At 69.7% G+C, this 22103-nt stretch carries 19 protein-coding genes and 1 riboswitch; of the genes, 14 read left to right on the top strand and 5 right to left on the bottom strand.

The genetic code is table 11. The features are described from left to right. The first annotated feature begins 230 nt into the window (after window positions 1-230). The 10 genes from ACWGDX_RS37185 (at window position 231) to ACWGDX_RS37140 (ending at window position 10242) form a co-directional block, all read left to right on the top strand. On the top strand, window positions 231-839 hold the full coding sequence (locus ACWGDX_RS37185) for a CDP-alcohol phosphatidyltransferase family protein (protein ID WP_066949929.1): 609 nt from the start codon (window positions 231-233) through the stop codon (window positions 837-839). A gap of 110 nt (window positions 840-949) precedes the next feature. Next, window positions 950-3445 carry a mannose-1-phosphate guanyltransferase gene (locus tag ACWGDX_RS37180; protein ID WP_363085955.1) on the top strand — a complete coding sequence of 832 codons (2496 nt, stop codon included), beginning with the start codon at window positions 950-952 and terminating at the stop codon, window positions 3443-3445. Window positions 3446-3597: 152 nt separating this feature from the next. Next, window positions 3598-4527, top strand: a complete 930-nt coding sequence (locus ACWGDX_RS37175; RefSeq protein WP_453632942.1) for a DUF881 domain-containing protein — start codon at window positions 3598-3600, stop codon at window positions 4525-4527. Continuing rightward, window positions 4524-4856 (top strand): small basic family protein, encoded by a 333-nt coding sequence (locus tag ACWGDX_RS37170; protein ID WP_023543062.1) that lies wholly within the window; start codon window positions 4524-4526, stop codon window positions 4854-4856. Before ACWGDX_RS37175 ends, ACWGDX_RS37170 begins: the two co-directional genes overlap by 4 nt. Window positions 4857-4861: 5 nt before the next feature. Further along, complete coding sequence (locus ACWGDX_RS37165; protein WP_453632940.1) at window positions 4862-5671, top strand: DUF881 domain-containing protein; 810 nt, start codon at window positions 4862-4864, stop codon at window positions 5669-5671. 148 nt (window positions 5672-5819) lie between these two features. Next, a complete protein-coding gene (locus ACWGDX_RS37160) occupies window positions 5820-6641 on the top strand; it encodes an FHA domain-containing protein (protein WP_453632947.1) in 822 nt (273 codons plus the stop codon). Between the two features lie 16 nt (window positions 6642-6657). Beyond that, the gene (gene ftsR, locus ACWGDX_RS37155) at window positions 6658-7398 is read left to right on the top strand and encodes a transcriptional regulator FtsR (protein WP_453632938.1); all 741 of its coding nucleotides are present in this window, start codon (window positions 6658-6660) and stop codon (window positions 7396-7398) included. Window positions 7399-7451: 53 nt separating this feature from the next. Continuing rightward, a complete protein-coding gene (locus ACWGDX_RS37150; protein WP_006123076.1) occupies window positions 7452-7925 on the top strand; it encodes a bifunctional nuclease family protein in 474 nt (157 codons plus the stop codon). A 182-nt stretch (window positions 7926-8107) separates the two neighbouring features. Further along, window positions 8108-8677: a MerR family transcriptional regulator gene (locus ACWGDX_RS37145; RefSeq protein ID WP_363081655.1), complete on the top strand. Its 570-nt coding sequence runs from the start codon at window positions 8108-8110 to the stop codon at window positions 8675-8677. 92 nt (window positions 8678-8769) lie between these two features. Then, entirely contained in the window at window positions 8770-10242 is a 1473-nt protein-coding gene (locus tag ACWGDX_RS37140; RefSeq protein WP_453632935.1) for a DNA polymerase IV, read from the top strand. Here ACWGDX_RS37140 and ACWGDX_RS37135 read toward each other — a convergent pair. Beyond that, window positions 10230-10634 carry a PRC-barrel domain-containing protein gene (locus ACWGDX_RS37135; protein ID WP_453632933.1) on the bottom strand — a complete coding sequence of 135 codons (405 nt, stop codon included), beginning with the start codon at window positions 10632-10634 and terminating at the stop codon, window positions 10230-10232. The two genes, ACWGDX_RS37140 and ACWGDX_RS37135, sit on opposite strands and share 13 nt — an antisense overlap. Before the next feature lie 111 nt (window positions 10635-10745). Continuing rightward, window positions 10746-10843: riboswitch (glycine riboswitch) on the top strand. A 177-nt stretch (window positions 10844-11020) separates the two neighbouring features. Between ACWGDX_RS37135 and gcvP the strand changes: the two genes are divergently transcribed. Next, the gene (gene gcvP, locus ACWGDX_RS37130; protein ID WP_453632931.1) at window positions 11021-13912 is read left to right on the top strand and encodes an aminomethyl-transferring glycine dehydrogenase; all 2892 of its coding nucleotides are present in this window, start codon (window positions 11021-11023) and stop codon (window positions 13910-13912) included. Between the two features lie 148 nt (window positions 13913-14060). Here the strand turns inward: gcvP and ACWGDX_RS37125 are convergent, their stop codons facing one another. Further along, complete coding sequence (locus ACWGDX_RS37125; RefSeq protein WP_363081660.1) at window positions 14061-14267, bottom strand: DUF5999 family protein; 207 nt, start codon at window positions 14265-14267, stop codon at window positions 14061-14063. Between the two features lie 316 nt (window positions 14268-14583). Continuing rightward, entirely contained in the window at window positions 14584-15192 is a 609-nt protein-coding gene (locus ACWGDX_RS37120; RefSeq protein WP_453632929.1) for a hypothetical protein, read from the bottom strand. A gap of 502 nt (window positions 15193-15694) precedes the next feature. On the opposite strand from ACWGDX_RS37120, the gene ACWGDX_RS37115 reads away from it, so the two are divergent. After that, complete coding sequence (locus ACWGDX_RS37115; protein ID WP_453632927.1) at window positions 15695-17218, top strand: glutamate--cysteine ligase; 1524 nt, start codon at window positions 15695-15697, stop codon at window positions 17216-17218. A gap of 168 nt (window positions 17219-17386) precedes the next feature. Here the strand turns inward: ACWGDX_RS37115 and ACWGDX_RS37110 are convergent, their stop codons facing one another. Next, window positions 17387-19243 (bottom strand): substrate-binding domain-containing protein, encoded by a 1857-nt coding sequence (locus ACWGDX_RS37110; protein ID WP_453632925.1) that lies wholly within the window; start codon window positions 19241-19243, stop codon window positions 17387-17389. A gap of 112 nt (window positions 19244-19355) precedes the next feature. Here ACWGDX_RS37110 and ACWGDX_RS37105 point away from each other — a divergent pair, with 112 nt between their 5' ends. Then, window positions 19356-20156, top strand: coding sequence for a CPBP family intramembrane glutamic endopeptidase (locus tag ACWGDX_RS37105; protein WP_453632945.1), 801 nt, complete (start codon window positions 19356-19358; stop codon window positions 20154-20156). A 196-nt stretch (window positions 20157-20352) separates the two neighbouring features. Here ACWGDX_RS37105 and ACWGDX_RS37100 read toward each other — a convergent pair whose 3' ends face one another. Then, the gene (locus tag ACWGDX_RS37100; RefSeq protein WP_453632923.1) at window positions 20353-21174 is read right to left on the bottom strand and encodes a PhzF family phenazine biosynthesis protein; all 822 of its coding nucleotides are present in this window, start codon (window positions 21172-21174) and stop codon (window positions 20353-20355) included. Between the two features lie 137 nt (window positions 21175-21311). On the opposite strand from ACWGDX_RS37100, the gene ACWGDX_RS37095 reads away from it, so the two are divergent. Then, a complete protein-coding gene (locus ACWGDX_RS37095) occupies window positions 21312-21926 on the top strand; it encodes a PadR family transcriptional regulator (RefSeq protein ID WP_453632921.1) in 615 nt (204 codons plus the stop codon). The last annotated feature ends 177 nt before the right edge of the window (window positions 21927-22103 follow it).

Raw genomic sequence — 22103 nt, 5'->3', positions numbered from 1 at the left:
CGCCGAACAATTATTGTGTGAAGTGCCCTGTGCCGGTTATCCGGTACGGGGCACTTCTGCGTTCCAGGACTTTTTCTTTCCAGGACTTTCCGGGACCGTATTCGCGTGCTCGTCGCACCCGTTGTCTCCGTGCCTCCGATGTCCGGTTGCTACCCCCTTGCGCTGAGCCGCCGGCGCTGAGGGTAGGGTCAGGAGGCATCATTGGCACGTTCCACACAGGAGGCCCCCGGGTGGAGGTCCAGGAGACTCGCGTTCAGACGGACCGGGTGCTCACCATCCCCAACATCCTCAGCATGGCCCGTCTCGTCGGCGTCCCCCTCTTCCTGTGGCTGATCCTCCGCCCCGAGTTCGGGGGACCGAACAGCGACGGCTGGGCGTTGCTGGTGCTGATGCTGAGCGGTGTCAGCGACTACCTCGACGGCAAGCTGGCCCGTCGCTGGAACCAGATCAGCAGTCTCGGCCGGCTCCTGGACCCCGCCGCGGACCGGCTGTACATCCTTTCCACCCTGGTCGGTCTCACCTGGCGGGAGATCCTGCCACTGTGGCTCACCGCGGCTCTTGTGGCCCGCGAGCTGATGCTGCTGGTGATGGTGGGCATCCTTCGCAGGCACGGCTATCCGCCGCCCCAGGTGAACTTCCTGGGGAAGGCGGCTACCTTCAACTTGATGTACGCCTTCCCGCTCCTGCTCCTCAGTGACGGAAGCGGCTGGCTTGCGTCACTCGCCGAAGTTTTCGGATGGGCGTTCGCCGGATGGGGTACGACCCTCTATTGGTGGGCAGGGATCCTGTATGTGGTCCAGGTCCGCCGGCTCGTCAAGGCGGACACCGCGGCCGATTAGCTCGTCGATGTGAGCCGTGCAGTGTCGCCGGCCCACGCCTGACGTTTAGGGGCCGCTGTCCGGACGGGTGAAGTCGGCGAGACCGTCTCTTCAAGGAGGACGCTTCCGACATGAAGGCCGTCGTGATGGCTGGTGGCGAAGGAACTCGGCTTCGCCCAATGACCTCGAGTATGCCCAAACCGCTCCTGCCGGTGGTGAATCGGCCGATCATGGAGCACGTACTGCGGTTGCTCAAGCGCCATGGACTCAGCGAGACCGTCGTAACCGTGCAATTCCTTGCCTCCCTCGTCAAGAATTATTTCGGTGATGGTGAAGAGCTCGGCATGGAGCTCACCTACGCCAACGAGGAGAAGCCGCTCGGCACCGCGGGGAGCGTCAAGAACGCCGAGGAGGCGCTGAAGGACGATGCCTTCCTCGTCATTTCCGGCGACGCGCTCACCGACTTCGATCTGACCGACCTCATCGCCTTCCACAAGGAGAAGGGCGCACTGGTGACGGTGTGTCTGACCCGGGTGCCGAATCCTCTGGAGTTCGGCATCACGATCGTGGACGAAGAAGGAAAGGTCGAGCGCTTCCTGGAGAAGCCCACCTGGGGCCAGGTCTTCTCGGACACCGTCAATACCGGTATCTATGTGATGGAGCCCGAGGTCTTCGACTACGTCGAGGCCGATGTCTCCGTGGACTGGTCCGGCGATGTCTTCCCGCAGCTCATGAAGGAGGGCAAGAAGGTCTACGGCTATATCGCCGAGGGCTACTGGGAGGACGTCGGCACACATGAGAGCTATGTGAAGGCCCAGGCCGATGTACTGGAAGGCAAGGTCGACGTCGATATCGACGGTTTCGAGATCTCGCCGGGCGTATGGGTCGCCGAGGGCGCCGAGGTCCACCCCGACGCCGTACTGCGAGGGCCGCTCTACATCGGCGACTACGCCAAGGTCGAGGCCGACGCGGAGATCCGTGAGCACACCGTCGTCGGATCGAACGTGGTGGTCAAGACCGGTGCGTTCCTGCACAGAGCCGTCGTCCACGACAACGTCTACATCGGTCAGCACAGCAATCTGCGCGGCTGTGTGGTCGGCAGGAACACCGACATCATGCGGGCGGCCCGGGTCGAGGACGGGGCGGTCATCGGTGACGAGTGTCTGGTCGGCGAGGAATCGATCATCCAGGGCAATGTGCGGGTCTACCCGTTCAAGACCATCGAGGCCGGTGCCTTCGTCAACACCTCGGTGATCTGGGAGTCCCGGGGGCAGGCGCATCTCTTCGGCGCCCGCGGTGTCTCCGGCATCCTGAACGTCGAGATCACACCGGAAGTGGTGGTACGGCTGGCGGGCGCGTACGCCACCACCCTCAAGAAGGGCTCCACCGTCACCACGGCGCGTGACCACTCGCGTGGTGCCCGTGCGCTGAAGCGGGCCGTGATCTCCTCGCTCCAGTCCAGCGCCATCGATGTACGGGACCTGGAGAACGTACCGCTGCCCGTCGCCCGTCAGCAGACGGCCCGGGGCAGCGCCGGCGGCATCATGATCCGTACCTCACCGGGTGTGCCGGACTCCGTGGACATCATGTTCTTCGACGAGCGGGGCGCGGATCTCTCCCAGGCGGGCCAGCGCAAGCTGGACCGGGTGTACGCGCGCCAGGAGTACCGCCGCGCGTTCCCCGGTGAGATCGGCGATCTGCACTTCCCGGCGAGCGTCTTCGACTCGTACACGGGCTCGCTGCTGCGCAATGTCGATACGACGGGGATCTCCGAGGCGGCGCTCAAGGTCGTCGTCGACGCGTCCAACGGCAGCGCGGGGCTCGTTCTGCCCAGCCTGCTGGGCCGGCTCGGTGTCGACGCGCTGACCATCAACCCCGGTCTCGACGAGTCCAGGCCGACGGAGACGGCCGAATCCCGACGGTCCGGACTGGTCAGACTCGGTGAGATCGTCGCTTCGGCGCGCGCCGCGTTCGGGGTGCGGTTCGACCCCGTGGGCGAGCGGCTGTCGCTGGTCGACGAGCGGGGGCGGATCATCGAGGACGATCGCGCCCTGCTGGTGCTGCTCGATCTGGTCGCCGCCGAGCGGCGCAGCGGGCGGGTGGCGCTGCCGGTGACGACGACCCGCATCGCCGAGCAGGTCGCCGCGTACCACGGCACCCAGGTGGCGTGGACGACCACCTCGCCGGACGATCTGACCCGGGTGGGCCGCGAGGAGTCGACGATCTTCGGCGGTGACGGACGCGGTGCCTTCATCGTGCCGGAGTTCAGCAGTGTCCTCGACGGTACGGCGGCCTTTGTGCGGCTGATCGGTCTGGTGGCGCGTACCCAGCTCACCCTCAGCCAGATCGACGCCCGTATCCCCCGTGCCCATGTGCTGCGCCGTGATCTGGCCACACCGTGGGCGGTCAAGGGACTGGTGATGCGCAGTGTCGTGGAGGCGGCCGGGGACCGGCAGGTGGACACCACCGACGGTGTACGGGTGGTGGAGGCCGACGGCCGCTGGGTGATGGTCCTGCCCGACCCCGCCGAGGCCATCACCCATCTGTGGGCGGAAGGTCCTGACGACGCCTCGGCCCAGGCGCTGCTCGACGAGTGGTCGGCCGTGGTCGACGGAGCCGGTCACTAGGGCGTATCACGAGAGGTATCGCGGGAGTCCCGGATCTCTCCGGGGACGAATTGCCGGATGAGACCGGTGTGCCGGACCTCTCCCACGGGACGGTCCGGCGCACCGGTGGGGCCATTCGGCGGTAGCGGCTGCGACGTGCGACGATGTGCGGCATGCCGCAGCCGCCCCCCATTCGGAGCACCACTTCTCCGCCACCTCGCCCCGATGCGTCGATGTCGCTGCTGAACAATGTGATGGACCACAGCCTCGACGAGGGGTACGCGGAGGCGACGGCGCGCCGGGCCGCCGAGGAGGGCGGTCCGCGGAGCACGGTCCGGGCGAAGCTCTGGCTCGCCGCGGGGCTGGTGCTGGCGGCTCTGGTGGTCACGGTGGGCGCGGCCCAGGCACGGATCTCGGCGCCGGTGGTGGCCAAGGAGCGCGAGGAGCTGATCGACCGTATCGACGCGGAGACCGCGGCGGCCGACGAGCTGGAGAAGTCGGTCGAGAAGCTCCGCATCGACGTGGGGGCGCGCCAGCGAGCCGCCCTGCGCGCTCATGGTGGCGACACCGGTGGGACGGCCGGCCTGCTGGCGGGTGCGACGCCGGTGCGCGGTCCCGGGGTGAAGCTCGTGGTCGACGACGCCGAGGAGTCGGGTTCGGGCGGCGGCGGACCGCGCGGGAGCAGCGGCTTCTCCGACACGGGCCGGGTGCGCGACCGGGACATGCAGCGAGTCGTCAACGGCCTGTGGGAATCGGGCGCGGAAGCGATCGCCATCAATGACCAGCGGCTCACGGCGCTGTCCGCGATCCGGGCCGCCGGTGACGCCGTACTGGTCGACAACAGGCCGCTGGTCCCGCCGTACACGGTGCTCGCGGTGGGGGACGGGAAGAGGCTGAGCACCGCGTTCCAGGACAGTGCCGATGGGCGGTATCTGCGTTCGTTGCAGCAGAACTTCGACATCCGCACCAGCATCTCCGATCAGGAGGAGGTGCGTCTTCCTGCCGCGCCGAGCCTGATCGTACGTACAGCAGAGCCGGGGACCACCGACGCCGGGAAGGGCGACGGGCGGGGCACGGCAGATACCGGGAAGGGCACATCGTGATCGCCGTACTGGGCCTCGTCGTGGGAGTCGTGGTCGGACTGTTGGTCCGGCCCGAGGTACCGGCGGTGGTCGAGCCCTATCTGCCGATCGCCGTCGTCGCGGCCCTGGACGCCGTCTTCGGCGGTCTGCGGGCCATGCTCGACGGGATCTTCGTGGACAAGGTGTTCGTGGTCTCCTTCCTGTCGAACGTGGTGGTGGCCGCGCTCATCGTCTTCCTCGGCGACAAGCTGGGCGTGGGCGCGCAGTTGTCCACGGGTGTGGTCGTCGTGTTCGGTATCCGGATCTTCTCCAACGCTGCCGCGATCCGCCGGCATGTTTTCCGGGCGTGAGGCCGATGAGCAGCGTGGAGACACCCAGGAACGAAGACGGTACCGCCGGTACGGCCGGTGGTACGGGGCTCCCGCCGGAGGGCGGGCCCCAACAGCTCACCGGCCGGCAGCGGTTGGCGGCGGGACTGTGGCCGCCGCGCGTCACCCGGGCCCAACTCATCGTCGCCGTCCTGCTGTTCGTCCTCGGACTCGGACTCGCCATCCAGGTCAGGTCGAACAACGACGACAGCGCGCTGCGGGGCGCCCGCCAGGAGGACCTGGTGCGCATCCTGGACGAGCTGGACGACCGTACCCAGCGGCTGGAGGACGAGAAGCAGCGGCTGGACGACCAGCGCACCGAGCTGGAGAACAGCTCGGACCAGGCCGAGGAGGCCCGTAAGCAGACGCTGGAGAAGGAGCAGCAGCTCGGCATCCTGGCCGGCACGGCCGCGGCCCAGGGGCCCGGGATCACGCTGACGATCAGCGATCCGAGCGGCACGGTCGCGCCGGACATGCTGCTCGACGCGATCCAGGAGCTGCGGGCTGCGGGCGCGGAGGCCATCCAGGTCGACGGGGTGCGCGTGGTCGCGGATACATACTTCTCGGGTACGGGTGGTGACGTCCAGGTGGACGGCAGGCCGGTGACGGCCCCGTACGAGTTCGAGGTCATCGGCAAGCCGCAGGATCTGGAACCCGCCCTCAACATTCCGGGCGGGGTGGTCCAGACCCTGGAGAAGGAGCAGGCCACGGCCACGGTGACGCGGGCTGAGAAGATCGTTGTGGACGCCTTGCGACCGGCGAAGCGGCCTGACTACGCTCGGTCGTCGTCGGGGTGACCCGGTGGTGCATGGCGGCTGTCGGACGCGGGCATGAGCTTGCGGGGGGTCGGCGCACGATCAGCGTGGTGTGTGGTGGAAACTGTCCGGTGGATACGGACGTTGTCAAGATGTCCGGGTCGGCAGGTGTGTTCATTCAGGGTTCGTCCTGCCCCACGGGCGGGTCTGTTTCGGTCAAGGGGAATCGCCCGTGAAGTTGTTTGGGAAGTTGTTCGGCAAGAGCGCACGCGAGGACGGCGGCGGTTCGGCCCGCCATCGCGCGTCGCGCCAGGGTCAGAGCGAGGAGCAGAGCGGCGAGCGCCCGCTCTTCCGCGACCAGGTGGGCGGTGATTCCACCGGCGCGTCGTCTGTTGACCCCGCAGGTCCCGGCCGCATAGGTTTCGGGCAATCATCTGCCCCGGCGGGGCGGTCGCGGCAGGAGGATCCCACGATGGCGGGCTTGCCGGTCTGTACGAGGTGCGGACACCAGAACGCGGAATCGAGCCGGTTCTGCTCCAACTGCGGTGCGCCGCTGCGGGGCGGGGTGCCCGCCGAGCGCGCCTCGGAGACGACGTCCACGATCTCCATCTCGGGTCTTGAGGCGTACGACTCGGAAGTCACCGGCCAGACCTCGCTGCCGTCGCTCACGCCGGAGGCGCAGGCGGCCGTCGACGCGCTGCCGCTGGGTTCGGCGCTCCTGGTGGTGCGTCGCGGTCCGAATTCGGGCAGCCGCTTCCTGCTGGACAGTGAGCTGACGACGGCCGGCCGTCATCCGCAGAGCGACATCTTCCTTGACGACGTGACCGTGTCACGCCGCCATGTGGAGTTCCGCAGGGGTGCGGACGGCCACTTCACCGTCTCGGACGTGGGCAGCCTGAACGGTACGTACGTCAATCGTGAGCGGATCGATTCGGTCCTGCTGGCGAACGGCGACGAAGTCCAGATCGGCAAGTACCGACTGGTCTTCTACGCGAGCCAGCGGGGCGTGTGACCCTCAGGGAAGGTCCATGCTGCGAACACCGACGGGCGGTGCCGGACACGGCACCGCCCCCACGGGGCACCCGCTGATGAGTATCGGCGTGGTGCTCAGCCGTCTCCGGGAGGAATTCCCCGAGGTCTCCATCTCCAAGATCCGTTTCCTGGAGGCGGAGGGGTTGGTCGAGCCGCGCAGAACGCCCTCCGGCTACCGGAAGTTCAGTCCTGAGGACGTCGAGCGGCTGGCTCAGGTCCTGCGGATGCAGCGGGACCACTATCTTCCGCTGAAGGTCATCCGGGAGCATCTGGACGCCCGTGGCCGCGGCGCGCGGCCGTGCCCCCCGGGGCCGCAGCGGCAGCCGTCCGCGGACACCTTCGGCGAGCCGGAGCCCGAGCGGCCGACGGCGGCCAGGATCGGGCGTGAGGAGCTGCTGGCCGCCGTGGAGGTGGGCGAGAGCAGACTCGACGAGTGGGAGGCCTACGGCCTCATCACTCCGATGCCGGACGGCGCGTACGACGCCGAGTCGGTCACGGTCGCGAGACTTGTCTCGGATCTGGGGAGATTCGGTCTGGAACCGAGGCATCTTCGGGCCATGAAGGCCGCCGCGGAGCGTGAGGCGGGACTGGTCGAACAGGTGGTGGCGCCGCTGCGCCTGCACCGTAATCCGCAGACCAGAGCCCATGCCGAGGCCACCACGAAGGAGCTGGCGGCGCTCTCGGTACGGCTCCACGCGGCCCTCGTCCGGACGGCTCTCGGGGTTCGGCAGCACTGATCACGAGGGAGCCCGACTACCCAAACCTGCCGGGCACGTCCTAGGGTTACTGTGTGAACGAGCTCGACGTTGTGGGTGTCCGGGTGGAAATGCCCTCCAACCAACCGATCGTGCTCCTGCGTGAAGTGGGAGGCGACCGGTACCTCCCCATTTGGATCGGACCTGGGGAGGCGACCGCCATTGCCTTCGCCCAGCAGGGCATGGCCCCGGCGCGGCCGCTGACCCACGATCTCTTCAAGGATGTCCTTGAGGCGGTGGGTCAGGAGCTGACCGAGGTCAGGATCACCGACCTGCGTGAAGGGGTCTTCTACGCGGAGCTGGTCTTCGCCAGCGGTGTCGAGGTGAGCGCCAGGCCGTCCGACGCCATAGCGCTGGCGCTGCGCACGGGTACGCCGATCTACGGCAGTGACGGGGTGCTGGACGACGCCGGTATCGCCATCCCGGACGAGCAGGAGGACGAGGTGGAGAAGTTCCGCGAGTTCCTCGACCAGATCTCGCCGGAGGACTTCGGAACCAACAGTCAGTAGTGGCCGCCGGTGAGTCCAGAGCCGGGCTCCGTCAGCACATTCGGTCAGCCCTTCCCCGAAAAGGGGCACGGGAAACCACTCTCAGGGTGATTATCACTCGGCGTGGCGAGTGTGGCGATCGTTGACGCACCCCGGGTGACTGCCTACCTTCGACAAGGCAGGTCTAGGACGGAGGGGTCGGCGTGAGAAGCAGCGGCGACAGTACGGCGGCGGGCGGTCCGTATCCGCTTCACGGCAGTGCGGCCGACCCCGGTGCGGAGACGGTCGGATACCGCGGCCCGACCGCGTGCGCGGCGGCCGGCATCACCTACCGCCAGTTGGACTACTGGGCCCGTACGGGACTGGTGGAGCCCAGCGTGCGTCCGGCCTACGGATCGGGTACGCAGCGGCTGTACAGCTTCCGCGATGTGGTCGTCCTCAAGATCGTGAAGCGGTTCCTGGACACCGGGGTCGCGCTCCAGAACATCAGGGCGGCCGTCCAGCATCTGCGGGACCGCGGTTTCCAGGATCTGGACCGTATGACGCTCATGAGCGACGGCGCGACCGTCCACGAGTGCTCCTCGCCCGACGAGGTCGTGAGGCTGCTCCAGGGCGGCCAGGGCGTCTTCGGGATCGCCGTGGGCGTGGTGTGGCGGGATGTCCAGGCCGCGCTGTCGCAGCTCCACGGGGAGCGCGTCGACACCGGCGAGACGCTGATCGGTCACAACCCCGCGGACGAGCTGGCGCGGCGGCGCCGGGACCGGGCCGTCTGAGCGCGGGACGCCGGGCCTCGACTCCCGCCGGGAGACTGTCCGGGGCCGCAATCCCCGGCCGATTGTCAGTGGTGTGAGGCAGCATCGGTGGTGTGAGATCCGCGCCGACGATCCTGCATCTGGACATGGATGCCTTCTTCGCCGCCGCCGAGCAGGCGGCGAAGCCGAGTCTGCGCGGAAAACCGGTGGTGGTGGGCGGTCTGGGCCCGCGCGGGGTGGTCTCGACCGCCTCGTACGAGGCACGGCGGTTCGGGGTGCATTCGGCGATGCCGATGGCCCAGGCGAGACGGCTCGCGCCGAACGCGGCGTATCTGGTGCCGCGGTTCTCGCTCTACCGCACGATCAGCGAGCAGGTCATGGAGCTGCTCGGGAGACTCTCGCCGCTGGTGGAGCCGCTGAGTCTGGACGAGGCCTTCGTGGATCTGGAGGCCGGCGGATCGGCCCATGACACGGCCTCGGCGCTGGTGGCCGGTGAGCGGCTGCGGGGGGACATCAGGGCGGCCACCGGCCTCACCGGCTCGGTGGGGCTCGCCGGGTCCAAGATGCTGGCGAAGATCGGCTCGGAGCAGGCCAAGCCCGACGGACTCGTGCTCATCGAGCCCGGTACGGAGCGCGAGTTGCTGGGGCCGATGCCGGTGCGGACGCTGCCCGGGGTGGGGCCCGCGACGGGTGAGCATCTGCGCCGGGCCGGGATGACCACGGTCGCCGAGCTCGCCGAGGCGGGCGAGGACGAACTCGTACGGCTGCTGGGCAAGGCGCACGGCGCCTCGCTGTACCGGATGGCGCTCGGGCACGACGACCGGCCGGTGGTGTCGGAGCGCGAGACCAAGTCCGTGTCGGTCGAGGACACCTTCGACGTCGATCTGCACGACCGGGTGCGGGTGCGCGTGGAGGTGGAGCGGCTCGCGGACCGGTGTGTGCGGCGGCTGCGCGAGGCCGGGCACTCGGGACGGACGGTCGTGCTCAAGGTCCGACGGTACGACTTCTCGACGCTGACCCGTTCGGAGACGCTGCGCGGGCCCACGGACGACCCCGGGGTGGTGCGGGAGGCCGCGGGGCGGCTGCTGGAGTCGGTGGACACGACCGGCGGGGTACGGCTGCTGGGGGTGGGCGTGACGGGCCTCGCGGACTTCACGCAGGAGGATCTCTTCGCCCAGGCCGCCGCGGCCGAGCGGCCCGCCGTCTCCCCTCCCGCCGCCCTGGACGAGCCGGTGGAGCCCGCGGGATCACCGCCGCAGGGGGACGGGAGCGCCCCGGCCCAGGAGCCGGCGGCACCGGCCGAGCGGCGCTTCCCGGCCGGACACGATGTGCGGCACGCCGTGTACGGGGCGGGCTGGGTGCAGGGCAGTGGGCTGCGGCGCGTGACCGTACGGTTCGAGGAACCGGGATCCGCGCCGGGGCGGGTGAAGACGTTCTGGGTCGACGATCCCGAGCTGGCGCTCTCCGAGCCGCTGCCTTTGGTGCCGCTGCCCCTGGTACCGGAGCCGCCGGGATCCGGCCGTCCGGGACAGCCGGAGTCCGGACGGGCGTCCTCGCCCCGGTCGTCCCTGTCTCAGTCGTCCTGACCGGCCAGCCGGCCGAAGTCGCGTTCGGAGTCCCGGTCGGACAGCGACGCGGGCCGCTCCGGTGGTTCCGGCTCCGGCTCGGGCAGGGCGAGACCGTAGTGGTGGTAGAGCTGGAGCTCCTGCTCCGGGGAGAGATGGCGGCCGACGCCGAAGTCGGGGGCGTCCTTGATCAGCGCGCGCTCGAAGGGCACCTGGAGCGCGTCGTCCACCAGTGTGCTGGGTGCGAGGGGGACGAAGGCGTCACGGCTGAAGAGCCCGGTACGGACCGCCGCCCACTCCGGTACCCCGGTGGCGTCGTCCAGGTACACCTCGTCCACCGTGCCGAGCCTGTGGCCATCGCGGTCGAACGCCTTGCGGCCTATCAGACTGCGCGGATCGATATCGGTCTCCACGGTCCCTCCAACTGGTCGCACATGCTCGTAACACTACAAAAGTGCACAAACGGGGCGTCGGCCACTCGACAGTCGTACGGAAGTCCTCGCTGGTAGTCTGGCGATGGCTGCTGACCCCGTGCGGGAGAGTCCTCCGGTGAACCGACCGGAGGCGCCGAAGGAGCAAATCCTCCCCGGAATCTCTCAGGCCCCCGTACCGCGCGGACGAGGTCACTCTGGAAAGCAGGGCGGGCGTCGGACGGCATCCGCTCTCACCGACGGTGAAAGCCGGCCCGCCGCGGGGCGGACCGGTGAAGCTCTCAGGTTGAGATGACAGAGGGGGAGGCCGTCCGGGCACCCGCGTCCTGGTGCCCCTCGTAGGTCGTGTCGGACCAGGAGGCCTCCCGATGACCACCCACCGCATTCCGCTCGCGCAGCTTGAGCGAGGAACCCCCTTCGAACAGCGCCACATAGGGCCCGACGCCGGGGCGCAGGCGAAGATGCTGGCGCAGGTCGGCTACGGCTCGCTCGACGAGCTGACCGCCGCCGCGGTGCCCGACGCGATCAAGAGCGCGGAGGCGCTGAATCTCCCCGGCGCGCGCACCGAGGCCGAGGTCCTCGCCGAACTGCGCACGCTCGCCTCGCGCAACGACGTGGTGGCGCCGATGATCGGACTCGGCTACTACGGCACGTTCACACCGCCGGTGATCCTGCGCAATGTGATGGAGAACCCGGCCTGGTACACCGCGTACACGCCGTACCAGCCGGAGATCTCCCAGGGGCGCCTGGAGGCGCTGCTGAACTTCCAGACCGTCGTCGCCGAGCTGACCGGTCTGCCGACCTCGGGCGCCTCCCTGCTGGACGAGGGCACGGCGGCCGCCGAGGCGATGTCGCTCGCCCGCCGCGTCGGCAAGGTCAAGGGCGGTGTCTTCCTGGTGGACGCCGACGCCCTGCCGCAGACCGTCGCCGTGATCAGGACCCGCGCCGAGCCGACCGGTGTCGAGGTCGTGGTCGCCGATCTGAGCGAGGGCATCCCGGCCGAGGCCGCCGAGCGGGGTGTCTTCGGTGTGCTGATCCAGTACCCGGGCGCCTCCGGTGCCGTACGGGACATCAGGTCCGTCGTCGAGCAGGCGCACGGCCTCGGCGCGATCGTCACCGTCGCCGCCGATCTGCTCGCGCTCACCCTGCTCACCTCGCCCGGTGAACTGGGCGCGGACATCGCGGTCGGCACCACCCAGCGCTTCGGTGTGCCGATGGGCTTCGGCGGACCGCACGCCGGATTCATGGCCGTGCGGGAGAAGTTCGCACGCAGCCTGCCGGGCCGGCTCGTCGGGGTCTCGGTGGACGCCGACGGGAACAAGGCGTACCGGCTGGCGCTCCAGACCCGCGAGCAGCACATCCGCCGGGAGAAGGCCACCAGCAATATCTGCACCGCGCAGGTGCTGCTCGCCGTCATGGCGGGCATGTACGCCGTCTACCACGGCCCGGAGGGGCTGCGCGGCATCGCCAGGCGCACCCACCGGTACGCGGCGCTCCTCGCCGAGGGCCTGCGCGCGGGCGGGGTCGAGATCGTGCACGGCGCGTACTTCGACACCCTCACCGCCCGGGTCCCCGGCCGGGCCGCCGAGGTGGTCGCCGCCGCCCGTGAGGACGGTGTCAATCTCCATCTCGTCGACGCCGACCACATCTCCCTCGCCTGTGACGAGACCACCGGCCGCGCCCAACTGACCGCCGTGTGGACCGCCTTCGGTGTCGACGGCGATCTCGACGCGCTGGACGCGACGACGGAGGACGCCCTGCCCGCGGCGCTGCTGCGCACCGACGCCTATCTGACGCACCCCGTCTTCCACCAGTACCGCTCGGAGACGGCGATGCTGCGCTATCTGCGCAGGCTCGCCGACCGCGACTACGCGCTGGACCGCGGCATGATCCCGCTCGGCTCCTGCACGATGAAGCTGAACGCGACCACCGAGATGGAGCCGGTCACCTGGCCCGAGTTCGGGGCGCTGCACCCCTTCGCGCCGGCCGAGCAGGCCCAGGGCTATCTGACGCTGATCAGGGAGCTGGAGGAGCGGCTCGCCGAGGTCACCGGCTATGACGCGGTGTCCCTCCAGCCCAACGCCGGTTCGCAGGGCGAGCTGGCGGGGCTGCTGGCCGTACGGGCCTACCACCGGGCCAACGGTGACACACAGCGCACCGTCTGTCTCATCCCGTCCTCCGCGCACGGCACCAACGCCGCGAGCGCGGTGATGGCCGGGATGAAGGTCGTCGTCGTCAGGACCCGTGAGGACGGCGACGTCGATGTGGAGGATCTGCACGCCAAGATCGCCCAGCACGGACCCGAACTGGCCGTTCTGATGGTCACCTACCCGTCCACGCACGGGGTGTTCGAGGAGCACATCCGTGACATCTGCGCGGCCGTGCACGACGCGGGCGGCCAGGTGTACGTGGACGGCGCGAACCTCAACGCGCTGGTGGGCCTCGCCAAGCCCGGCAGGTTCGGCTCCGACGTCTCGCATCTCAATCTGCACAAGACGTTCTGCATCCCGCACGGCGGCGGCGGCCCCGGGGTCGGTCCCGTGGGGGTACGGGCGCATCTCGCGCCGTATCTGCCCAACCACCCGCTCCAGCCGGCGGCGGGTCCCGCGACGGGTGTCGGCCCCATCTCCGCGGCTCCCTGGGGCTCGGCCGGCATTCTGCCGATCTCCTGGGCGTACGTACGGCTGATGGGCGGCGAGGGGCTCAAGCGCGCGACCCAGGTCGCCGTGCTGGCCGCCAACTACATCGCCAAGCGGCTGGAGCCCCACTACCCGGTGCTCTACACCGGTCCAGGCGGACTGGTCGCCCATGAGTGCATCGTCGATCTGCGTCCGCTCTCCAAGGCCACCGGTGTCAGCGTCGACGACATCGCGAAGCGGCTGATCGACTACGGCTTCCACGCGCCGACGATGTCCTTCCCGGTGGCGGGCACGCTGATGATCGAGCCCACCGAGAGCGAGGACCTGACCGAGATCGACCGCTTCTGCGAGGCGATGATCGCCATTCGCCGGGAGATCGACAAGGTCGCGTCGGGCGAGTGGCCCGGGGACGACAACCCGCTGCGCAACGCCCCGCACACGGCGGCGGCGCTGGGTGGCGCGTGGGAGCACCCGTACGGCCGTGACGAGGCCGTTTTCCCGGCCGGGGTCTCCGCGGCGGACAAGTACTGGCCGCCGGTCCGCCGGATCGACGGTGCGTACGGCGACCGCAATCTGGTCTGCTCCTGCCCGCCGGTGGACGCGTACGACCAGGGACACTGACGCACGGACGCTGACGGCCCGCGGCGCGGGTGGATGAGGACGGCGCGGGTGCCTCGTCCGTCCGTGTCACACGTCGGGGCCGGTGCGGAGGAGGATCTCCGGGCCGGCCCCACTCATCTCTTGGCGGCCCGGAGGCCGTCCGGCGGTATCAGGCCGCCGTCACGACCTGTTCGGTCCGCAGCGGCCGGTGCGGGGCGATGATCTTCCCGTCCGGCAGCAGTTCACCGGTGTCCTCGAAGAGCAGGACGCCGTTGCACAGCAGACTCCAGCCCTGCTCCGGGTGGTGTGCCATCAGTCGTGCGGCGTCGCGGGCGGCGGAGTCGGCTGTCGGGCAGGCTGGTTGATGCTGGCACATGGGCGAGTTCTTTCGCTGTGTCGTGGTGAGTGTCCTGCGGCTCGATGTGGTCATGGCCGCCCCCCGTATCTGTTTGGTCCAGTCCTAGTGTTGCCCTACAGATGGCAATCCGCAGGGATTTCGCGGCAGCTCTTCCTTCTGCTTAAGGACGTGTCACCCAGCCGGACGGTTCAGTTCAACTGGACTGTCCTTTCGGGTGGTTCAGGGTGACCTGAGATGACTACTCCGCATGGGCAAAAGAGTGCCCCGCGACCGAAGGGGCCGCGGGGCACATAAGCAGGACGCCGAGAACGTACGGAAGAAACGCCGAAGCGTCTCAGGCCGGAGTACGCAGCAATGGGGCCGGAGCGAGTCTCAGTCCGATCATCGGCAGCAACTCCGTCACCCGGTGCGGACGGTGGGCGGCGAAGCCCGGCGGGGCCGGGGCGAGGGGAACCAGGATGTCGGTCGGCGCGGGTGCGCCGGTGGAGGCGTCCGCCTCCGTGTCGCCGTGCAGCCAGAGCGTGAGCATGTACAGCTCGGGGACCGACAGCAGCCTCGGCTGGTAGGCGGTCCCCAGGGTCTCCGCCTGGCGGAGCGCACGCTCCGTGGCGGTGATGTACGGGCCTTCGAAGAAGCGCGAGAAGGCCCAGCCGTCCGCGGTGAGCATGGTGTCGGCGGCGGCGACGGCGTGGTCGCCGCTGTGGATCAGGAACCGCCAGCCCGCCAGTCTGGTCTGCGGTGTGCGGCCCTCGGCGGTGCCCTTGTGGCTTGCCGGGGTGACATGACTGAGCACATGGACGGGAAGCGGCAGTTCGGCGCTCAACGGTCCCTGGACGGACTGGAGAGCGGGGGTGCGGGCATCGCGCACGGCGGTAGGGGAACCGAGTGCCGCGAGAACGCTGCGCAGCGCGGGCGCGGGAGCCGGGGGGACATGCAGCGGCATGGTGGGTTGCCTCTCACTTCTGGAGACAGGGTGATGCGTGAGGTGGAGCGTGGGCGGTGCGGACGTCACTGTCAGCAACCAAGGTCAGAGGTCGGCTCAAGGTCGGGACGTGACCGGACACCGGCTCTCTGCCTCGTGAGCGAAGTTTATACGACACGTGTTCACGGCATGTTTCTGCTAGCTCTCACAGATATTGCGGGCAAGACATATTCCGGTCCATCTTCCTGCGGACTTCCTGTTGATAAACAGTGAAGGCAGGCGCCTGGCCTGGGATTATTCACCCGGTGGGGTCGGCCGAAACTCGCCGCCGTTTTCCCCGGCCCATCGGGCGGCGCAAACGGAACCTGACCGCCATGCCATAGGAATGTGCCGCGCGACTCCCGTAGGCACTCTACCGGTCGCCGGGTGCGCGTGGGGCGTTACGGATCACCCAGTCTGGGCATTATCGATCGTGACGCGAGCGGCGGACGCCGCGGCTGCCCACTCGAGGAGGGACGCTTCGATGGGGGAGAAGGTCGACCCGGACGGTTCCGACCTGTCCGATCGGCGGAAATACCGCAGGAAGCTCCAGCAGTGCCTGGCGGTGCTGGGGCGGCTCCTGGCGGAGGAGAGGTTCGACCGGCCCAAGAATCTCATGGGTCTTGAGATCGAGCTGAATCTGGCGGGCTCCGACGGGATGCCCCGGATGATGAATGGGGAGGTGCTCACACGTATTGCCAGCGGTGATTTCCAGACCGAACTCGGAATGTTCAACATGGAAGTAAACGTAGCGCCGCACCGGCTCTCAGGAAGAGTTTTCGATCAGCTTGCGGAAGAACTGCGCGCCGGTCTCGGATATGCCCACCGGAAAGCGAGCGAAGTCGATGCGGGCATCGTGATGATCGGAATTCTTCCGACGCTCGGCCGGCATGACGTGGTCTCCGCGAATCTCTCGGACGTCCACCGCTACACCCTGCTCAACGATCAGATGGTGGCGGCCAGGGGCGAGGATTTCACCCTGGACATCGAGGGCGTCGAGCGGCTCACATGCACCTCGTCCTCCATCGCTCCCGAAGCCGCCTGCACCTCCGTGCAGTTGCACCTCCAGGTCACGCCCGACCGGTTCGCCGATGTGTGGAACGCGGCGCAGGCGATGGCATCCGTGCAGGTGGCACTGGGTGCCAACGCACCGTTCCTGTTCGGCCGTGAGCTGTGGCGGGAGTCCAGGCCGCCGCTGTTCGAGCAGGCCACCGACACCCGGCCGCCGGAGCTGAAGGCACAGGGGGTGCGCCCCAGGACCTGGTTCGGGGAGCGCTGGATCGAGTCCGCGTACGACCTGTTCGAGGAGAATCTGCGCTACTTCCCGCCCCTGCTGCCGATCTGCGACGACGTGGACCCGCTGCGGGTGCTCGACGAAGGAGGCATGCCGGAGCTCCAGGAACTGACACTGCACAACGGCACGGTCTACCGCTGGAACCGTCCGGTGTACGAAGTCGCCGACGGGGCACCGCATCTGCGGGTGGAGAACCGGGTGCTGCCGGCCGGTCCCACCGTGACCGATGTGATCGCCAACGCGGCCTTCTACTACGGACTGGTGCGCGCGCTCGCCGAGGACGCGCGGCCGGTGTGGAGCAGACTGCCCTTCGCCGAGGCCGCCGCGAACTTCGACACCGCCTGCCGCCATGGCATCGACGCCGAGCTGCGCTGGCCGCGCCCGGGGCGGGCCGCCGGGATCACCACCGTGCCGGTGGTCAAGCTCGTACGCGACGAGCTGCTGCCGCTCGCCGCGGCCGGGCTCGACGCGTGGCAGATCGAGCCCGCGGACCGGGACTTCTATCTGGGGGTCATCGAGGGGCGGTGCAACCGGCGGATGAACGGGGCCTCGTGGCAGGTGGAGACCTTCCACCAGGCGCTGGAGTCCGGTCTGGAGCGGGACGCCGCGCTCGCGGCCACCACCCGCCGTTACGCCGAGCTGATGCACCGAGGGGAGCCGGTGCACACCTGGCCGGTGGGGCTGCCGGCGCCGGCCGTCGGGAGGCCGGGATAGGGCGGGGCGCTAGGGAGGGGGCGTTACGGTACGGGGCGGGCGGAGGTCCGGCGCGGGGGACGGACGGCGGCGGGGCGCTACGGTACGGGGCGGGCGGCGGTCGGGCGCGTGGGGCGGAGGTCCGGCGTGGGGGACGGACGGTGGCGGGCCCGTACCGGCGGGCCGGGCTCAGGACTCGTGGAGGTGGCCGACCGCCATGATCGCCCGCAGGATCACGGCCCGGATGTCGGCGGGGTCGCTCACCTCGTACCCCGCCCCCTCCGCGGCCCCGGCGATCTGGTCGACCTCACGCCGGTCCGCGTCGGGTCCCACGGCGATCGCGATCAGCGGCACCGGGCGTCCCGGATCCACGAGTTTCCTGAGCCGCTCGATCAGTTCGCCGCGGGAGATGCCGTCGTCGTCCTGGTTCGAGCCGTCGGTGAGCAGGACGACCGCGTTGAACTTGCCCCGCACATAGCCCGCCTGGGCCTCCTTGTAGGCGGCCAGGGCCGTGTCGTACAGACCGGTGTCACCGTCCGGGATGGGCTTGAGCGCGGTGATGGCGTCCGAGAGCCGTTCGCGGTGGGTGCGGCCTTTCACCGGGGCGCCGAGCCGGACCGTATCCGTCAGCTTGCGGTAGTCCTTGGAGCCGTCCAGCCGTGTACTGAACTCCCACAGGCCGAACTCGTCCTCGTGTGTGAAGGTGGCGAGCGCTTCGAGCAGCGAGGCCTTGGTGACCTCCATCCTGCTCTGCCCCTTCCGTCCCGGCACGGGCGCCGTCATCGAGGCCGAGGCGTCCACGACCGTCGTCAGCCGGGCGCACTGCACCGTCACCGTCCACAGACCCAGGGCCTGCTGGACCGCTTCGGACGACGGCGGGGCGGTGTCGCCCGCCGCGAACGGCTGCGGGGAGCGCCCGCCCGCCGTACGGACCAGCGCGGCCGGCACCCGCGACTGCGCCGCGTCCGCCACCCGGAAGCCGTGCCGCTCCAGCGTCCGGTACGAGGACTTATCGCCCAGCAGCAGCATGAACCGCATGGCGGCGCGGCTCTGGTCGGTGGTCAGCTCGGTCACATCGACCAGGTTGTACGGATAGTCGAGCGCGGGCGCGCCGTCGGTGGGATAGAAGAGACTGAGATGCGCCGAGCCGTCGCCGGCCGAGTTGTGGGCGTAGGCCGCCTGTTCCGAGAGCAGCACCGCCTCGTTGGGCCGGGGAGCGCTCTTCGCACCGCCCTTCGCACCGCCCGGGTCGTCCCCGGTCGAGTCCTCCCCGGCCGGTTCGTCCCCGGCCGGTTCGTCCCCGGCCGGTTCGTCGCCCGCGAGCGTCCGGAGCACCTGGGCGTCGGTGTCGGAGACGCGCCGGGTCAGTAGTTCGGCGGTGGCGGCGGTCCGGGTGTCACTCTTCGGCGCCTCCTGCCGGGAGGACTCGGAGATGCTGCTGAGCGCGAGCAGACCGGTGGCGCTGCGGGCCGGATCCGCCGACCCGAGGAGCAGCCGGTCCGTCTCGGTCGCCATCGCGGCGATACCGGCCCAGGTGTAGGTCTTCCGGGGCCAGCCCAGCGCCCGCGCCGACGCCGGCACCGCGGCCAGGGTCACCGGTGAGAGGGCCACATTGCCGGCCGGGGTCAGCGCGACGCCGCCGCTGGCGGTCGTGGCGCGGTCCACCCAGACATCGGAGTCGGGCACCCATATCTGGAAGTCGGGGGCGGCGGTGCCGGCCGCGAGCAGGTCCGCCACCTTGTAGTTCTCGCGGGCTTCGACGCGTACGTCGAGACAGCGGCCGTCGGAGGTCACCTGGTCCCGGCGGGCGCGGTCCGCGACGGCGCGCAGGGCCGGGGCGATATCGGGCGAGGCCACCAGATCCACCCGGACCGGAGCGCGGTCACAGGGGCCGGAGAAGGAGAGCAGTCCGCTGCCCACCGCGATCCCGGCCCCCGCCGTCACGGCGAGGACCAGCGAGACGGCGATGGCGACCCGGCGGCGGCGCGGCGAACCGGCCCTGCCCGCTCTCCTCACGGACTGGTGGGGCAAGCTGTGACGTCCCATGGTCCCCGGCCTGTCGTACGCGATCTTCGTACCTGCATTCGAGACCCTAGCGGCACCGCGCGCGGCATGGGGCGGGAATGACGTGGGACGGGATACTCACTTGGAGGCGGGCGTGCAGGCGGAGGCGGGACGGGTGGCCGGGTCTTTTCCCGAGGAGGCCATCTCACGGAGGGCTCTGCGGACCGAGACGGTGCTCGTGCTGGCCCTGTCGCTGGGCGCGAGCGGGGTGTCCGCGCTCATCAGCTTCATCGGCTCGCTGACGAGGCCGGGGGCGCTCAGTGACCAGGCGGCCACGCTCAACTCGTCGGCGGCCCCCGGGCGGCCCTGGCTCGATCTCGCCTGGCAGCTCTTCGGGATCACCACCGCCCTGGTGCCGGTCGCGCTCGTCGCGCACCTTCTGATCAGGGAGCGCAGCGGACTGCGCGCCATCGGCTTCGATATCCGGTGGCCCTGGTCGGATCTGGGCCGGGGGGCGCTGGTGGCGGCCGGTATCGGCAGCGCCGGACTGGCGTTCTACCTGGTGGTGCAGGCCGTCGGCTTCAATCTCACGGTGGTGCCGGAGTCGCTGCCGGACGTGTGGTGGAAGTTCCCGGTCCTGATTCTCTCGGCGGTGCAGAACTCCGTACTGGAGGAGGTCATCGTCGTCGGATATCTGCTGCGCAGACTCGGACAGCTCGGGTGGACTCCGATGGCGGCGCTGGCGGCCAGCTCGGTGCTGCGTGGCTCGTACCACCTGTACCAGGGGGTCGGCGGCTTCGTGGGCAACATGGTGATGGGCGTGGTGTTCGTGCTGCTCTACCGGCGGTGGGGGCGGGTCGGTCCGCTGGTGGCGGCGCACGCGCTGCTCGACATCGGGGCGTTCGTCGGGTACGCGCTGCTGGCGGGCAAGGTGGACTGGCTGCCGACGGTGTAGCGAGGGCGCGCCCTGCCGCGGCTGCCGCGGATGCCGCGACTGGGGATGGCCGCGGTGGTGCGCGGCGCCGGCGGACGTGGCGCTGCGGCGCCGGCGGACGTAGCGCTGACGGGCATAGCTGAGGGGCGTACGGGAGACTCCGTACGCCCCTCGTGCTGTGGCCGCGGTGCTTGTGGCGGCGCTCCGGGGTGGGACGTCAGGGGGAGGCGAGCAGTTCGCCGTCGATGACGGTCACCGCCCGGCCGGTGAGCAGTGTCCGTCCGCCGCGCGACGAGGTACGGACGAGTCCGGTACGGGCGGACGCCTGGAGTCCGGTCAGTTCCGTACGGCCCAGCCGCGCGGACCAGAACGGGGCGAGCGCCGTGTGCGCGCTGCCGGTCACCGGGTCCTCGTCGATCCCGACCCCGGGGAAGAAGCACCGGGAGACGAAGTCGTAGCCACTGCCCGGATCCTCGGCGGCGGCCGTGACGATGATGCCGCGCCGGGAGGAACCGACGAGCGCGGCGAAGTCGGGGACGAGGGAGCGCACGGTCCGCTCGTCGGCCAGCTCGACCAGCAGATCGCCGACCTGCTCGGAGGTGTCGTGCACCGAGACCGGCCAGGCACCGAGCGCGTCCGCGACCTTCTCCGGGATCTCCACGGGAGTCAGTGACGACGTCGGGAAGTCGAGGGTGAAGGTGCCGTCCTCGTCCGCCGTGGCACCGAGCACACCGGAGCGGGTGGCGAGGCGTACGGAGTTCTTCACACGTCCGGTGGAGCGCAGCACATGGGCGGTGGCCAGCGTGGCATGGCCGCACATGTCCACCTCGACGGCCGGCGTGAACCAGCGCAGCGCCCAGTCGGCGTCGCCGCCGGGCGGCAGGGGGTGGGCGTAGGCCGTCTCCGAGAGGTTCACCTCGGCCGCCACCCGCTGGAGCCAGCCGTCGTCGGGAAAGCCGTCCGAGTCCAGGAGCACGACTCCGGCGGGGTTGCCCGCGAAGGGGCGGTCGGTGAAGGCGTCGACGATTCGAATCCGCATCTTCCGAGCCTAGGCCCTGTCCGGGCGGGACCGGTGCGGGCGGCGGACCGTCGAGGTGAGGAGGATGCTTGCCGTTCGATGTGTTCCGATATATCGTTGACGCATCGCGACAGATCAACGATGAGAGGAGCGTAGCGATGCGTTCACATGGACATGAGCATGGTCATCACGGGCCGGGATCCGGTCACTGCGGGCCCGGTCACGAGGGCCGCGGTGACTTCGAGGGACGGCGCGGGGCCTTCGGGCCGTTCGGTCCGCCCTTCGGTGGTCCGTTCGGTGGTGGCGGTCGTGGTCGCGGCGGTGGCCGGGGCCGGGCGCGCCGCGGCGATGTGCGCGCCTCGATCCTGGCGCTGCTGAAGGACCGGCCGATGCACGGGTACGAGATGATCCAGGAGATCGGCGAGCGCAGCGGCGGGGCCTGGCGGCCCAGTCCGGGATCGGTGTATCCGACACTCCAGCTGCTGGAGGACGAGGGTCTGATCGCCAGCCGGAGCGAGGGCGGCAAGAATCTGTTCACGCTCACCGACACCGGGCGCGCCGAGGCCGAATCGGGGCCCGACGCCCCGTGGGAGGAAGCTGGACGCACCTTCGACTGGGACACCGTGAACGAGATCCGTCAGGCCGGGTTCGGGCTGATGGAGGCGTTCGGACAGGTCTGGAAGACCGGTACGCCCGAGCAGCGCCAGAAGGCTCTCGGGATCATCAACGAGTCCCGGAAGAAGCTGTATCTGATCCTCGCCGACGAGGACTGACAAGCACCGACGAGGACCGATGTTCCGCCCGCCGGTTCGTCCGGCGCGCGCGGTACGTATGGACATGGGCCCCGCGGCTCCGCTTGAGTTCTAGTGGTCGTTGCAACACCCCAGCTCAGGGGAAGCAATGGCCATCGATTACGGCAAGCGGCGCAAGCCCACGGGACATGCTCCGCA

The sequence above is a fragment of the Streptomyces sp. NPDC055025 genome (assembly GCF_053608565.1).
The sequence above is the reverse complement of the archived record's forward strand: the minus strand, read 5'-3'. Positions and strand labels throughout refer to the sequence as shown.